This window comes from Halovivax gelatinilyticus (assembly GCF_024300625.1).
In the GTDB taxonomy this organism is placed as follows: Archaea; Halobacteriota; Halobacteria; order Halobacteriales; family Natrialbaceae; genus Halovivax; species Halovivax gelatinilyticus.
The window spans coordinates 598,120-612,024 of record NZ_CP101322.1; the positions used below are offsets into that span (position 1 = coordinate 598,120).

Sequence of the window (13,905 nt, forward strand, 5' to 3'; positions counted from 1 at the left end):
TCACATCGCACCGAGCGCGAAGAACAACAGCAGGTAGCCGAAGACGACGACCGTCGTCCAGCGGGCGACGCGACTGTTCGCGACGAATCGAAGCGGCGTGTCGTCGATTACTCGCTCGCGTCGGGTCCGCGGCGCCCGTCGAATCGCGACCGGTTCCTCCGCGAAGAGGCTCGGACGAACGGAGACTTCGCCACTCCTGGCGGTCAGTTCGTGAACGGAGGGGCGGGTCGTACTTTCGAGCTGTTCGGGACGACACGCTGAATGGCGTTCGAAGACGAGTCCCCCACACGGGTTGCAGAGGACGAACGTCTCGGTCACGGTTCCGTCGATGCCGGTCGGATCACGAGTTCGGTGCCAGGCGACGAGGTCCGCCGGGTCGGCCCGCTCGCTCCCGCAGCGGTCACAGACCCGATCGTCGGGCGTTTTCATCCGCGCCACGGGGCCAGGGGCGTCGGGACGCGGAAAGAGCGACGCCTCGTCCCGGACGTCGTCGAAGCTCCCGTTTCCGGGGTGCATCACGCCGTGACAGGGCCGACAGAGCGTCACGAGGTTCGACGGGTGGTCGGGGCCGCCGGCGCGTCGCGGGACGACGTGGTGCGCCTGCAGCGTTCGATCGTCGGCGCCACAGCGCTGGCAGGTGTGGCCGTCTCGTTGCCAGACCCGCTCGCGCACCTCGATCCAGTCCTCGCCGTAGGGGTGTGTCTTCTCCGCTCCGTCGGGCGCGTCCGGACCGAGGTCCGGATCAGCGTCGATCGCATCCGCTGTCGCGTCGTCCGCCATTGGTACTACTCGGGATCGCATCCGGCAAAGTCCCATCGGCGACCCGGACAGCGAGTCGCGTTTCGATCGACCCTCGCGAACGTCGGCGATCTACGGACCATCACTCGAACCGCGTCGAAAACCGACCGGATCGCCAACCGAACTGCAACGAGGCGCAAGGTACATCAACGCTCGTCGTGGATTTTCCACCAATGGCCAGAACGTCCTACCAGGAGCAACTGACCCAGCTCCGCGAGGAAGTCTGCTACATGGGCGAGGTCGTCATGGAGCGATTTCGCATGGGGCTCGACGCGCTCGACCGCAAGGACGAGCGCCTCGCTCGCGAGGTGATCGAGGGCGACTACGAGGTAAACCAAATGTACCTCGACTTAGAACAGGAGTGCATCGACTTACTGGCGCTCCAGCAACCCGTCGCGAGCGACCTGCGCTTTATCGCCGCCTCGTTCAAGATCATCACGGACCTAGAACGCATCGCCGACCTCGCCGTCAACTTAGGCGAGTACACCATCGACGCCGAGCGGGACCGCTTTCCCGACGTCGACATCCAGGAGATGGGCGCGGCAACGCTCCAGATGGTCGACGACGCGGTCCAGGCCTACGACACCGAAGACGTCGATGCCTGTCGCGAACTCGCCTCGCGCGACGATGACGTCGACCACTTCGCCGAGCGCGCGAGCGAGATCGTCGTCCGCGATCTGATCGAGCGCGAACTCGACTCTCCCGATGAGGTCGAAGTCCTCCTCCAGGACGTCTCCCGACTCCTGCTCACGATCCGCGATCTGGAGCGCGTCGGCGACCACGCCGTCAACATCGCCGCTCGCACCCTCTACATGGTCGAGAACGACGACGAACTGATCTACTGACCGCTTTTCTGACCGATCCGTCTGACTCGCCTCGAAATCGGTTACGCCACAGCGTCGCCCGCAGGACCTGGTGGCTCATACGTGTTCACTCGACGGCGAACCCAGTAGCCCCGTCCCCGGCTGGGAGCGGATACCTATCCGTGGCCGTCGAACTTGCTCAGCCAGCTGGCGACCGACCGCATGAACCAACGGAATCGGACGACAACAGTCGATCGGCAGTACGCGAATCGGTACCTTCCTCGTCTGAATAGTATTCGATTCAACACATATACGTGACTGTGAGCGACAGTGACAGACATGACCGCAATCGAGACCGAACGATTGACGAAGCGATTCGGCGACACGGTCGCGCTCGACGGACTCGACCTCGCCGTCGAAGAGGGCGAGATCTTCGGCTTTCTGGGTCCGAACGGGGCGGGGAAGTCGACGACCATAAACTTGCTTCTGGACTTTATGCGGCCGACGGAAGGCCGGGCGTCCGTTCTCGGAATGGACGCCCACCGGGAGAGCCGAGCGATCCGATCGCGCGTCGGCGTTCTCGCCGAGGGAATCGACCTCTACGGTCGACTCACCGGTCGGCGCCACCTCGAACTGGCGATCGAGTGGTCCGGCGGCGACGAAACGCCGGCGGAACTCATAGACCGGGTCGAGCTATCGATCGACGACGCAAATCGCACGGTCGGCGGCTATTCGAAGGGCATGAAACAACGGCTGGCGATCGGAATGGTACTCGCTGGCTCACCCGACCTGCTGATCTTCGACGAACCCTCGTCCGGACTCGATCCGAACGGGATCCGAACCATGCGCGAACTCGTCCGCGAGGAGGCAGACCGCGGCGCGACCGTCTTCTTCTCGAGTCACGACCTCGGGCAGGTCGAGTCCGTCTGCGACCGCGTGGGAATTCTGAACGACGGCGAGTTGGTGACAGTCGACACGGTTGACGGGTTGCGAGAGGCGATCGGCGCCCGGGCAGAGCTCTACTTGCGCCTCCGTGACGAACCGACCGTCGACCTTCAGTCGGTCGAGGGTGTCGCAGACGTCTCATTCGACGACGGTCGACTCCGCGTGACGTGCGACGATCCGCGAGCGAAGGCTCGAGCGATCGGCCGGCTCCTCGACGCCGGAGTCGAGGTGCTCGACGTCGACGCCTCGTCGGTCTCGCTCGAAGACGTCTTCGCAGCCTACACGAACGACGAGATCGAACTGGTCCACGAAGACGAACCAGGCGACACCGGCGGTCGGCTCTCGGGGGTGTTCGGATGAGTCTTACGTGGCGCGACGTCGCACGGAAGGACTTCGAAAACGTCGTCCGATCGAAGCTGCTGTGGGCGCTCACCGCCGGGTTCGTCGGCCTGCTCGCGTTCTTCCTCGTCGTCGGCTACGTCTCGGGCGACGCCGACGAGGGATCGATGACCGAGATCCTCGCCGGGATGGGTCAGTTCTCGATCTTTTTCATCCCGCTGATCGCCCTGATCGCCGGCTACATGGCCGTCGTCGGCGAGCGTCAGTCCGGCAGCCTTCGCGTCCTTCTTAGCTACCCGTTCTCGCGCTCGGACGTGCTCGTTGGCAAGGTCGTCGGCCGGAGCGTCGTCGTCGCGGCGGCCATCCTGGCCGGCTTCCTCGTCGTGACCGCCCTCGGCGTTCCGCTGGCCGGAGACTTCCCCGCGCTGACCCTCGCGCTCGTCACCCTCCTCACCGTCCTGCTGGGCGTGACGTTCACCGCCGTCGCCGTCGGCGTCTCCGCCGCGACGAAGACGCGGGGCACCGCGCTGGCCTGGGTCGTCGGCATTTTCTTCCTGCTCCTCGTAATGTGGGAGGCCGTCGCGGTCGGACTGTACTACCTCGTCCACGGCACCCGCCCGGGCCTGCAGGCCGAACCCTGGTACTTCCTGCTTCAGCAGGCGAACCCGCTCGAGGCGTTCCGCATCGCGCTCGGCGAGATCACCGACAGCTACGTCTGGCCGATGGTTCAACTCGGACTCGAGGACGTTCCGATGGGCGAGATCGATCCGGAGGCGCTCCAGACGGAATCGCGGGTCGAGGGCTCGCTCCCGTTCTACCTCCAGCCGTGGTTCTCCGTGCTGTCGTTTCTCGTCTGGATGGCTGTTCCACTCCTGATCGGCTATCGGCGGTTCCGCGCTGCAGATCTGGAGTGAATCGGCTTTCAGCTATCGACACCCGCCTGAACCCAGATCAGCTGCTCGCGATCCGGGTCGAAATAGATTTCCGCTTTAACCGCTGGAATCTCTGCTCCCTCACGCGCTACGGGCCATGGAGACATCCGGTCGTAGTCATCATCAACCGTGATCGAGAGACTGGAGGGAATACCGTCGAACGGGATCGTCTCGTCGGCTGTCTGTGCGTCGAGTTCGACCGTCTCAGTGTGAAATTCTCTCCCCGGGGTATCCTCTATCGCGACGCGGAACGTTCGTGAGTCATCGGAGTAATTGTACACACCGATGGCATATTCTCGTTCCTCATCCCCCCCAAAACTGGATCGAAACTCGGAGCAGCCCGCGATGAAAGTCGTAAACAACAGCCCAGAATATGCGATAATTACGCGCCGATTCATGATATTAGACATACACTCTATGTGTATATTTCTTATGCTGGTGTGTTTTGACTAGCAACAGGAAAATACCTCGTCCTGAGAGATTGATAAGAAGGTATCTCCATCCGATTCAGTTTGAGTTTCCTGTTGTTCGACTTCTGAACTAGGAGAAATTGAAACGCCGATTGACCCCGGATAACTGACACTCACGCTCGTGTTGGAGGTTGAAGACTCCCAAGCATGAGTCAATCGAGCTCGTACTTCCCGGTCACTTGGGTCATGGCTTCCTGCTGGAATTAATTGTACTCCACACCGACCAATCGTAACATATTCTTCAAACGTTCCTCCCCCATTACAATTATCAACTACATCATCTATCCAGTTTCGGTGGACCGTCGCATCATCTAACTCGAAACCGATAGCTCCGCTGGGTTTGTAAGTCCCATCATCGAATTCTGCTTCACCTGACGTATATACGAAAGAAGAAACAGAGCTATCATCAACAGGATCCCAGTAAACATCTTGATCCGTATTCCAATGTAACATAGCTCCGTCATTAGGATCCGTTCCATAAGAGTTACTAACCCCCATGTAACAGCTGGCATCATACAAGACACTGAAAAAATAATCCACTCCAAATGACATTGAATAGTGTCCGAGAGACGTGTTATAGAATCCAGCCATACTCCCATCGATCCCTGATCCTTCAACATCACCAACCTTTTCTATAGATGGTTCACCTCCTTCATTGAATCCAAGGGTTGAATTCTTTGAGGCCGCAGCGTATCCCTTATCTCTCATGAAATCCACCATCGCATTGGTGTCCTCACGAAGTTCGATTTCGAGTGCCTGTTCGACATGAGCATTGAATCGTTGTGCATCTCGATAACTCGCTGTTGCTGAGCCCACTATAAGGCCTGACGCCCCCACAGCTGCAGCACCTAGTTTAAGGACATTACGCCTCGTATTCGAGGAATTAGTATCCCTCATACAAACCAATAATAGTTCTAAACACTAATAACTTTTGGACGGAATTATCTAGTTTAAATTTTATATTTTTCATTATATAGTTAAAATTTGATGAGATTTGTTAGGTTCGGGCCTTTAATATGGTTTCACTTTTCGTGTGTAGTGATTGAGTGTCTGGATCTGTAGTCGGGTTATTGTAATCGACGAGTCGTTCAGGCCTACAGGTCGTACTTGACCAGCTACCAGCCTAACTCGGATGAGGCAGTAAATATCAACTACAGCGTCAGAAACCGCGCTTCGATCAGGTTATTGGCTTCGCTGGTGAAAATAACCGCTCAGGTGTAGTCGGGAACAGGCACCCGAAGCCATCGATCGGAGACTTTACCTTTGAAACATCTAAGTGTTGGAATGGACTCTTAGAGAACGTGGCACCTAAATTTCGTTCACGACGACCACCACTACGAAAACCCCAAGTTCACTCCTTCCGTCACACTTAGTCATCACCACTGTAGCAAGTGAGAAGTAAGCCCTGGGAGGGCTCCGAACCACGGGAAGACGGTCGCCTCACTCCGTTCGGGGTTGCGACTTCCCTGCCTCGCGTTCACTTCGTTCACGCGAGACCACCGGGTTCTACGCTTCTGCCGGGCACTGTTGTCCGGACTCGTCGCTCACTTCGTTCGTTCCTCGTCGTGGCAAAAGTGCCCGGGGAGGGCTCCGAACCCTCGATCTCCGCATGTCCCAGGTTCGAGGCTCGGCAGTCCTCGTGGGACACGGACTCGCTGTGCCGCACCGAATCTCTGAACCCTATGAGTGCGGCGCTATGTCCAGCTAAGCCACCCGGGCTCGTTCGAAAGTTGTGGAGATGGTTTCTTTACCCTTCCGATTCGGACCGGGCGCGGGGTCGCCACCCACGGATTTATCATACAATGCTTCTAACGTCGGTGCATGAGCGTACCCGCTATCGTGGAGTCGTCGCTCGGCGGGGCGGAACTCGTCGAACAGGTCCCGCTCGGTGGCGACGACGAACTGTTCGTCTCCTCCGAGAGCACGCTTCTCTACCGGGCTGACGGGCTGTTGAGCGACGAGTCCGTCGAGGAGTTCCCCCACGACGCCAGTCGACTCTCGGTCTCGGAAGGCCGACGGAAGGCGCGCATCGAACTCGAGTACTCGATCGACGGCACCAGGGAGTTCAAGGTCCCCGCCGGAAGCGTCGACACCGTCGTCCACCCCGTCGTCGCCGGCGTCCTCGCCGGAAACGGCATAACGAACTCCGGCGAGCGCGTCATCCAGACGTTTCGCTTTAGCGAACTCACCGTCATCGTCACCAGCGAGCGCCTGGTCAAGCACATCGGCAGCGCCGTCTGGGACGAAGACTACGAGGAGTTCCCCTACGAGGACGCCACCGGCCTCACCTTCGAATCGGGCAGCGTCGCCACGCAGGTCGTCGTCGAAGTGAACGGCCGCCAACAGCGGATCAAGGCGCCGAACGAGCAGGCGGCCGTGTTGAGAGAGCGCTTAGAACAGGCCGTCTTCGCCTACCACGACGTCGACTCGCTCGACGCGCTCTACGAGAAGGTCGGCATCGATGACGACGAGGAAACCGGCTCCCCGACCGTCGACTTCGGCGAGGGCGTCGATCCCCTGACGACGAACGCCGGATCGGACGAGGCGGCCGAAACCGAAGACGCCGGAGCGGTACCCGACGTCGCCGTCGAACCGACCGAGGCGACGACGACCGAGTCGCGCGCTACCGACGGTCACGCAACCCCCAATCGCGATTCGACTACCGAGGCGCGAACGGACGAGCCTGAACCGACGACGGAAGCGTCGACGGAGTCGGCTCGAAGCTTCGAGGGCAGCGGGTTCGAACCGGCGACGGCGGACGCCGACGCGGACGTCCTCGAACGACTCGACGCGCTGGAGACGACGATCGAACGACAGACGGCGATCTTAGAACGCCAGCAGAACACGATCGAACAGCTGATCGAAGAACTCCGTCGCGGTCGATAGATCCTCGCCGAACGCCACGTCACTCTCGTCCGGTTACCTTCCTGATGCAGGTCGAACCGTACGGTCCGATCTCCCCGGCCTCCAGGTTCATGAAGTAGCCCGTCGACAGCGACGAGCCACAGCGCGCACACGAGAACTCACCCTCTTTCGCGATCACGTCCTGGCCGAATCGGAGGTACTGACTGCTCTTGGGCCGGACGGTGGCGTCGTCCCGTTCGATGATCCCGCGCGTCTCTGCCGTGTCGAGCGTCGTTCGAATCACGGCCGGATCCGTCGAGATCGCTTCGAGTCGATCGATGACGCGCGCGAGATCGAGCGACTCGTGTTCGAGTCGAGCGAGTAACGCCAGTCCGCGTTCGACCCGTTCGTCCATCGTCTCCGGCTGGGCAGGCGACCCCGATAAGGGTTGTGCCCCACCCGAGCCGAAGTCTCCCTCGAACCGGATAGCCCGTACCGGCTCACGCCGACGAGACACAAAACCTTCAACAGCCCCGTCCGAACGTGGATCGATGAGAGAAACGGGGCTCCGTCGGGTCCACCTCGGTTTCGCCGTCGCCATCGTGGCGGTCGCCGCCGGACTCCTGCTCTCGCCGGCCGCGACGACCTCCGTCTTCGCCGCGATCGGCGACGATCCGACGCTGTTCGGACTCGCCGTCGCGCTGTGTTATCTCCTTCGCCCGCTGTTCGCGTGGCCGACGACGCCGCTCGCCGTCATCGTCGGCTACGGATTCGGCCTTACCGCCGGCGTTCCGATCGCGATGGTCGGCGTCCTCGTCACCGTCATCCCGCCGTTTCTCGTCGCGCGGTGGATCGCCGACGGTACGACGACGGCGGAGGTAGAACGACTCCCGTTCGGCTCGGTCGTCACGCGGGCCGGTGATGTCGTCGACCGGTACTTCGACGCCACCGGCCCGATGCGGGGGGTCGTAATCTCGCGGCTCGCACCCGTTCCCTCCGATATCGCGACCTGCGCGGCCGCGGTGAGCGGCGTCTCGATGGCCCGGTTTCTCGCGGGGACGGCGATCGGCGAACTCCCGTGGACGATCGCGGCCGTCTTCGTCGGCGCCTCCGCGGCGGCGATGACGACCGACGGCATCGGCTCGGTGGGGCCGCTGGTCGTCGTCGCCTGTCTGTTCGGCGCGATCGTGTTACTCTCCGGACCGCTCTACCAGGTGATCACTGACGCAGATCGTTACCGGACGTCGCACTAACGTTCATCTTCGGCCACGTCGACGAGCGAATCGCTCAACTTCTTCATGTCGGCTTCGAGTTCGCGGTAGGCGTCGGTCTCCTCAACGTCGGTGATCTGGCTCTCGTCTTCGAGCGTCTCCATCTTGTTCGAGATGGACGTGAGTCGACGACGCCCAGTATCGGTGTATCGAGATTGCACCCGCAAGTTCTCGACGATCCGAATCAACGTCGACCGGGTCACCGGTTTCGTCACGTAGTCGTCGATCTCGAGTTCGACGATATCCAGGCCCGGATCGACGGCCGTGATCATGATCACCCAGCAATCGAGCCCGCGAGCCCTGATCTGTGAGAGGACTTCGTCGCCGCTCCGGTCGGGCATCTGGCGGTCCAACAAGAGTACGTCGACGTCCTCGTCCGCCTGATCCAGTGCGCTCTGGCCGTTATACGCCGTTCTGACGGCGTACTCGTCGGCAACCCAGGTCGCGTACAGATCGGCCAGGTCGCGCTCGTCGTCGACGACCAGAATCGTCGGTTTCGCTTCCATGCACTCGGTCGACCGTAACAGCGCGGGACGGCCACCTATTGGTGTCGCCAGACTCGGCGCTCGAATCGAACGCTGAGTCGATCACCGGAAGGGGTCAGAACAGTCGTAGACGACGCCGTGCTGGGGACAGACGTACTTACAGTGGCGTTTTTCCATCCCCGCCTCGCAGAACGGACAGGGCGGGCCGCTCACCTCGACGTGGCGTTCGGTCGGCTCTGCCCGTTCACCCATCGAGTGTACAACCGCTCGGTCGGACCTTGAGTCTTCGGCTCAGAGCAACAGTGAGATGACGGCGAGGACGAGGAACAACAGGACCAGCCACTTCGCGATGGCCATGGTCATCCCCGCGATCCCGCCGGCGCCGAGGGCCGCAGCGATCAGTGCAATGACGAAGAACAGGATTGCCAGTTCGAGCATGACGCGACCGACGAACCCACGAGGGAAAGGCGTGCGGCCTGAATTCGCCGTTACGGTCGGCCTACGTGAGAGACAACGAAGATGTGACCGCGGCTCAAACGAGCGGACTGATCGGTGATAGCACGCTCAACACTCGCTCCAGCCGCAGGACTCGCAGGTCTTACAGCCTTCCGAGTAGTAAAGCGAGAGCGTTCCACAGTCCGGACACTCCGGCGACTCGCCGGCGTCGATCAGATCCTGCGTGGCGTCCTGGGTGGCCGCGCCGCCGTCGGTCTCCGGCCCCTCGTGGTCGACCGCCACGGGTTCGGTGACAGCGTCGTCAGCCGACTCCTCTAGCGTCTGCTGTTTCGGGTACGGCTTGTCGATCTCGTTGTCGAGGTAGCGACGCATCGCCGTGCCGATCGCGTCCGGGATCGACTGGATCTGCTCGCCCTTGTCCCAGGCGACCTTCGGCGAACGGGTCCCGCAAAGTTCGTCGACGATCTCGTCCGGATCCACGCCGCTTCGAAGCGCCGTCGAGATGACCTTCGCGAGCGCCTCGGTGAAGGAGTTGGTGAAGCCGCCGGAGTGACCGATGTTCGCGAAGAGTTCGAACGGCTGGCCGGTTTCGGGGTCCTCGTTGATCGTCACGTAGACCTTCCCGTAGCCGGTGTCGATGCGCTGGCTGACACCCTGAAGCGCGTCGGGTCGATCGCGCTTTTCGGTGTAATCGATCGTCCCGCCGAGCAGTGAAGAGAGTTCGTCCTCGGCGACCGTCGCGACGTCGTCGCTCTCGAAGAACGCCTCTAGGCTGCCGAAGACATCGCGAATCTGTTCGACGATAACCTCGGCCGCTTCGTCCTCGTCGGCGAACTCGGCGTTGTCCGCGCGCGTCGTCAGCACCTGCTTCGATCGGGTGCCGTCCCGGTAGTAGGTGACGCCCTTGCCGCCGTGGTCGTAGACCCACTCGAAGACCTCCTTCGCGTCCGCCAGACTGGAGTCGTTCGGTGCGTTGACCGTCTTCGAGATGGCGCTGTCGACGCCCTCCTGACAGGCACACTGCACCGCAGCGTGGTCTTTCGCCGTGAGGTCTGCGGTGATGACGAACAGTTCCCCGATGGCGTCCGGAACCGTGTCTAGCCCTTCGACGCCGTCGAACTCGTTGTTCGCCATCTGTTGTTGAGCCTCGCGCTTTGCCGCCTCGACGTCGACGTCGTTCGCCTCCAGCGTGCGCAGGAAGTAGTCGTCGAACTCGACGAGCATCTCGTCGCCCTGGACGTCGTCGGTAACGTTCTTGTAGTAGGCGACGTTGTAGATCGGCTCACAGCCGCCGGTGGTGTTGCCGACCATCGACGTGGTTCCCGTCGGGGCGATCGTCGTCACGTTGTGGTTGCGAATCGGGAAGCCGTCGGGGAAGCGCTCGGCGTCGAGGCCCGTCTGGTGTTCGAACCACTCGCGATACTCGGTCGGGTTCGCGTACTTCGAATCGTCCCAGTCGTTGAACGAGCCGCGTTCCTTCGCGAGTTCGTGGCTCGTCCACTTCGCCTCGTGGTTGATGTGAGTCATCAGCTGGCGGGCGATCTCGTTGCCAGCGTCGGAGCCGTAGCGAACCCCGAGCTGGATGTACAGCTGGGCGAGGCCCATGATGCCCAGCCCGATCTTGCGCATATCCCGGACCGTCCGTTCGATCTCCTCGACCGGGAAGTCCGACATGGTGACGACGTTTTCGAGAAAGCGCGTGCCGTACTCGATGCGCTCGTCGAACTCCTCGAAGTCGATCGACTCCTCGAGGAAGGCCGCGACGGCCTCCTCGTGCGTCGCGTGCTCGTCGGCGTGTCGATCCGCCCAGACGCGCCAGTCGGGCGAATCCATGGCCGCGAGGGTGCTCAGGTTGATGTGGCCGAGGTTACAGGCCTCGAATTCTTCGAGCGGCTGTTCACCGCAGGGGTTTGTCGCTTTGATCGCATGTTCTGGGTGCTTCTCGACGTCGAAGGAGTGTTCTTTGTTCACCCGTTCGAGGTAGATCACGCCGGGTTCGCCGTTCTCGTGGGCGCCCTCGACGATGCGCTCCCAGACGACCTCGGCGGGGATCGAGAGCGGTTCGCCGACCTCGACGTACTCGCCGAGGCCGTACCGGCCGTACATCTCCTCGGTCTCTTCGGTCGCGACGTGCGGTTCTTCTGTCCGGGGGTTGGTAAACGTAAACTCCTCGCCGTTTTGCAGCGCCTCCATGAATCCGTCGGTGACGCCGACCGAGATGTTGAAATTAGAGAGGTGGCCCTCGACGGCGTTGCGAAGGTGTTTGGGGACGCGGCCCTCCTCGTCGATGAGGCTTCGCGCTTCCTCTAGCGCTTCGGAAAAGGAGGTGTACGTGTAGTCGTCGGGGTCGTTCAGTCGGAGCGTGTGTGCGAGCGAGACGTCCTTGTTCTTCGCGTGGATGAACTCGATGACGTCCGGGTGGCTGACGCGCATGATTCCCATCTGCGCGCCGCGACGCGTTCCGCCCTGAGCGATCGTCTCACAGAGCTGGTCGTAGGTACGCATGAACGTAATCGGTCCCGACGCGATGCCGCCCGTCGAGCCGACCGAGTCGCCGTACGGACGCAGCTGCCAGAAGCCGTAGCCGACCCCGCCGCCCGACTGGAAAACCTCGGCGGCTTTCTTGGCCGTCTCGTGGATGTCCGAGAGGTCGTCGTCAGGGCTCATAACGAAACACGCCGACAGCTGCTGGAGTTCGTCGCCGGCGTTCATCAGCGTCGGCGAGTTCGGCATGAACGAGAGGCTCGACATGCCCTCGATGAACGTCTCGGTGACGTCCTCGACGTGCTCGCGGACCGACGACGGAAGGTCCGGAACGATCGTATCGTAGGCGAACTTGTTGACGTTGTGTTCGGTGAGCGTCGTCTCCGCTTCGTCCGTGACCGTCGTTCCCGGACCGAACACCTCCGCGGCCAGCTCGTCCCGTCGGGGGTGGTTCGGTTTGAGCTGCTCGGGGGTCACGGTGATCTCGACGTCCTGGTTTTCGGCTTCGTAGACGGCTTCCGCGAGGGCGATGTTCTTGCCCACGCGTTCGAAGAGGTCCTCCTGGGTCTCGGTGAGTTCGCCGTTTGCGTCCTTTCGAAGGTACCGAGCCGGGAGGATGTTGTGATAGGCGTTCGCCGTCATGCGTTCTTCGAGGGTCTCGCCCTCGGTCCGCTTTACCGGCAACGTGATCTCGTCTACCGCGCGCTCTGACTCACTCATGCGCGCATCCCTCCAGCGCGGCCCCGGCGGCCAAATTCGTGTTGAGACCGGTTACTCGCTTGCATCGTTGATAACGCCCATTCCGTATTGGGGAAGACACATATACATTACTGATTTTCACAGATGTATGATTGTCCACCCATATACCGCAGGAGTTCACAATCCCATCCTTTATGGTGAATAGTCGGCCCTCAAACGTAATAACGCTCCGCCTACCAGGACAGGCGTAGTATTTTTCGGATGAAAATCGTATTTGGTTACTGAAAGTCTAATTGCGTTGTATCGATACCTCTGGTCGGTCAGAACGAGTTTCACGGCCGTCCCTGCGGCCGATTTCCTTGCCGGCAACAGCTACGGACCCATCACCCTTAACGGTAGGCAGACCGGAGTGAAAGTGAAGGAGTGGACGGACTCGCAGCCCTTCAGGTTCGCGGTTTTCTCTTACAACACTCCGAATCTCGATACGATATAAACTTACGACAAGCCGAAGAAGTCCTCGGCGTTCTCCCAGAGAATCTTTCGCTGGACGTCCTCGGGGAGATCCAGTTCCGCGAACTGCGAGAGCCACGGTTCGGGTTCTAACATCGGGTAGTCGGTGCCGAACATGACCTTGTCTTTCAACAGACTCTTCGCGTAGTGGATCACCTGCTCGTCGATGTAGCGGGGCATCCACCCCGAGAGGTCCATGTAGACGTTGCCCTTCTGCTGGCAGATGGCGAGTTGCTCACGTTCCCAGGGGAAGGCGGGGTGAGCGATTAGTATCTGCAAGTCGGGGTGGTCGGCCGCCACGTCGTCGATCAGCATCGGATTGCCGTACTTGATCTTGAGGCCGCGACCGCCGGCCGAACACGCACCGAGCGTCGAGTTACCCCCGTGGAAGACGACGGGGACGCCGAGGTCCGCGATCGTCGCCCACAGCTCCTCGTGTTCTGGGTCCGACGGATCGAAGCCCTGGGCGATCTGCTGGAACTTGAAGCCGACGAGATCGAGGTCCTCGACGCACCGAATCGCCTCCTCGACGCAGTCGTCTTTCAGGGGGTCGACGGAGCCAAAGCCGATGAAGAAGTCCTCGTGGTCGTCGCGGACCTCCGCGACGTAGTCGTTCGGAACCGGCGGGTTGCCGGTGTTGGTTTCTGCGTCCCACCCGAGCAACACCGCGCGACCGACGCCAGCCTCGCGGTACTCCGCGATCATGTTCTCGTAGGTGTCCGTCTCGAGATCGGCGCCGAACCGATCGGCGGCGTCGCGCATCATCTCGCCGCCCGCGTCGTGTAAAAACTCGCTCGTCGGCTGGTGTGCGTGCGTGTCGATCGCCCGCGGCCCGTCCGCGTCTTCGAGCACCGTCGGCAGTGTCATGC

The 13,905-nt window shown here is 61.3% G+C and carries 14 protein-coding genes and 1 tRNA gene; 5 read left to right on the forward strand and 10 right to left on the reverse strand.

What is annotated here, in order from left to right; genetic code table 11:
• Complete coding sequence (locus tag NKH31_RS02870) at positions 1-780, reverse strand: HNH endonuclease (protein WP_254863637.1); 780 nt, start codon at positions 778-780, stop codon at positions 1-3.
• 191 nt (positions 781-971) lie between these two features.
• Here NKH31_RS02870 and phoU point away from each other — a divergent pair, with 191 nt between their 5' ends.
• The 3 genes from phoU to NKH31_RS02885 all read left to right on the forward strand — a co-directional run bounded on the left by phoU (position 972) and on the right by NKH31_RS02885 (position 3,799).
• On the forward strand, positions 972-1,643 hold the full coding sequence (gene phoU / locus NKH31_RS02875; RefSeq protein ID WP_254863638.1) for a phosphate signaling complex protein PhoU: 672 nt from the start codon (positions 972-974) through the stop codon (positions 1,641-1,643).
• A 297-nt stretch (positions 1,644-1,940) separates the two neighbouring features.
• Positions 1,941-2,906, forward strand: coding sequence for an ABC transporter ATP-binding protein (locus NKH31_RS02880; protein ID WP_254863639.1), 966 nt, complete (start codon positions 1,941-1,943; stop codon positions 2,904-2,906).
• Positions 2,903-3,799: an ABC transporter permease gene (locus tag NKH31_RS02885; protein ID WP_254863640.1), complete on the forward strand. Its 897-nt coding sequence runs from the start codon at positions 2,903-2,905 to the stop codon at positions 3,797-3,799. The genes NKH31_RS02880 and NKH31_RS02885 overlap by 4 nt, the downstream gene beginning before the upstream one ends.
• An 8-nt stretch (positions 3,800-3,807) precedes the next feature.
• Here the strand turns inward: NKH31_RS02885 and NKH31_RS02890 are convergent, their stop codons facing one another.
• The 3 genes from NKH31_RS02890 to NKH31_RS02900 all read right to left on the reverse strand — a co-directional run bounded on the left by NKH31_RS02890 (position 3,808) and on the right by NKH31_RS02900 (position 6,006).
• Positions 3,808-4,215: a hypothetical protein gene (locus NKH31_RS02890; RefSeq protein ID WP_254863641.1), complete on the reverse strand. Its 408-nt coding sequence runs from the start codon at positions 4,213-4,215 to the stop codon at positions 3,808-3,810.
• Between the two features lie 51 nt (positions 4,216-4,266).
• Positions 4,267-5,184 carry a hypothetical protein gene (locus tag NKH31_RS02895; protein ID WP_254863642.1) on the reverse strand — a complete coding sequence of 306 codons (918 nt, stop codon included), beginning with the start codon at positions 5,182-5,184 and terminating at the stop codon, positions 4,267-4,269.
• 678 nt (positions 5,185-5,862) lie between these two features.
• A tRNA-Met gene (locus NKH31_RS02900) sits at positions 5,863-6,006 on the reverse strand.
• Between the two features lie 102 nt (positions 6,007-6,108).
• On the opposite strand from NKH31_RS02900, the gene NKH31_RS02905 reads away from it, so the two are divergent.
• Positions 6,109-7,173, forward strand: a complete 1,065-nt coding sequence (locus NKH31_RS02905) for a DUF7115 domain-containing protein (RefSeq protein WP_254863643.1) — start codon at positions 6,109-6,111, stop codon at positions 7,171-7,173.
• Between the two features lie 19 nt (positions 7,174-7,192).
• On the opposite strand, the gene NKH31_RS02910 is transcribed toward NKH31_RS02905, so the two are convergent.
• Complete coding sequence (locus tag NKH31_RS02910; RefSeq protein ID WP_254863644.1) at positions 7,193-7,546, reverse strand: DUF5830 family protein; 354 nt, start codon at positions 7,544-7,546, stop codon at positions 7,193-7,195.
• A 136-nt stretch (positions 7,547-7,682) separates the two neighbouring features.
• On the opposite strand from NKH31_RS02910, the gene NKH31_RS02915 reads away from it, so the two are divergent.
• Positions 7,683-8,384: a TVP38/TMEM64 family protein gene (locus tag NKH31_RS02915; protein ID WP_254863645.1), complete on the forward strand. Its 702-nt coding sequence runs from the start codon at positions 7,683-7,685 to the stop codon at positions 8,382-8,384.
• On the opposite strand, the gene NKH31_RS02920 is transcribed toward NKH31_RS02915, so the two are convergent.
• The 5 genes from NKH31_RS02920 to NKH31_RS02940 form a co-directional block, all read right to left on the reverse strand.
• Positions 8,381-8,908 (reverse strand): response regulator transcription factor, encoded by a 528-nt coding sequence (locus NKH31_RS02920; RefSeq protein WP_254863646.1) that lies wholly within the window; start codon positions 8,906-8,908, stop codon positions 8,381-8,383. The two genes, NKH31_RS02915 and NKH31_RS02920, sit on opposite strands and share 4 nt — an antisense overlap.
• 81 nt (positions 8,909-8,989) lie before the next feature.
• Positions 8,990-9,139, reverse strand: coding sequence for an HVO_2523 family zinc finger protein (locus tag NKH31_RS02925; RefSeq protein ID WP_254863647.1), 150 nt, complete (start codon positions 9,137-9,139; stop codon positions 8,990-8,992).
• A gap of 39 nt (positions 9,140-9,178) precedes the next feature.
• On the reverse strand, positions 9,179-9,325 hold the full coding sequence (locus NKH31_RS02930; protein WP_254863648.1) for a DUF1328 family protein: 147 nt from the start codon (positions 9,323-9,325) through the stop codon (positions 9,179-9,181).
• Between the two features lie 126 nt (positions 9,326-9,451).
• Positions 9,452-12,547, reverse strand: coding sequence for an adenosylcobalamin-dependent ribonucleoside-diphosphate reductase (locus NKH31_RS02935; protein WP_254863649.1), 3,096 nt, complete (start codon positions 12,545-12,547; stop codon positions 9,452-9,454).
• Positions 12,548-13,021: 474 nt separating this feature from the next.
• Positions 13,022-13,903 (reverse strand): amidohydrolase family protein, encoded by an 882-nt coding sequence (locus NKH31_RS02940; RefSeq protein WP_254863650.1) that lies wholly within the window; start codon positions 13,901-13,903, stop codon positions 13,022-13,024.
• Positions 13,904-13,905: the final 2 nt, after the last annotated feature.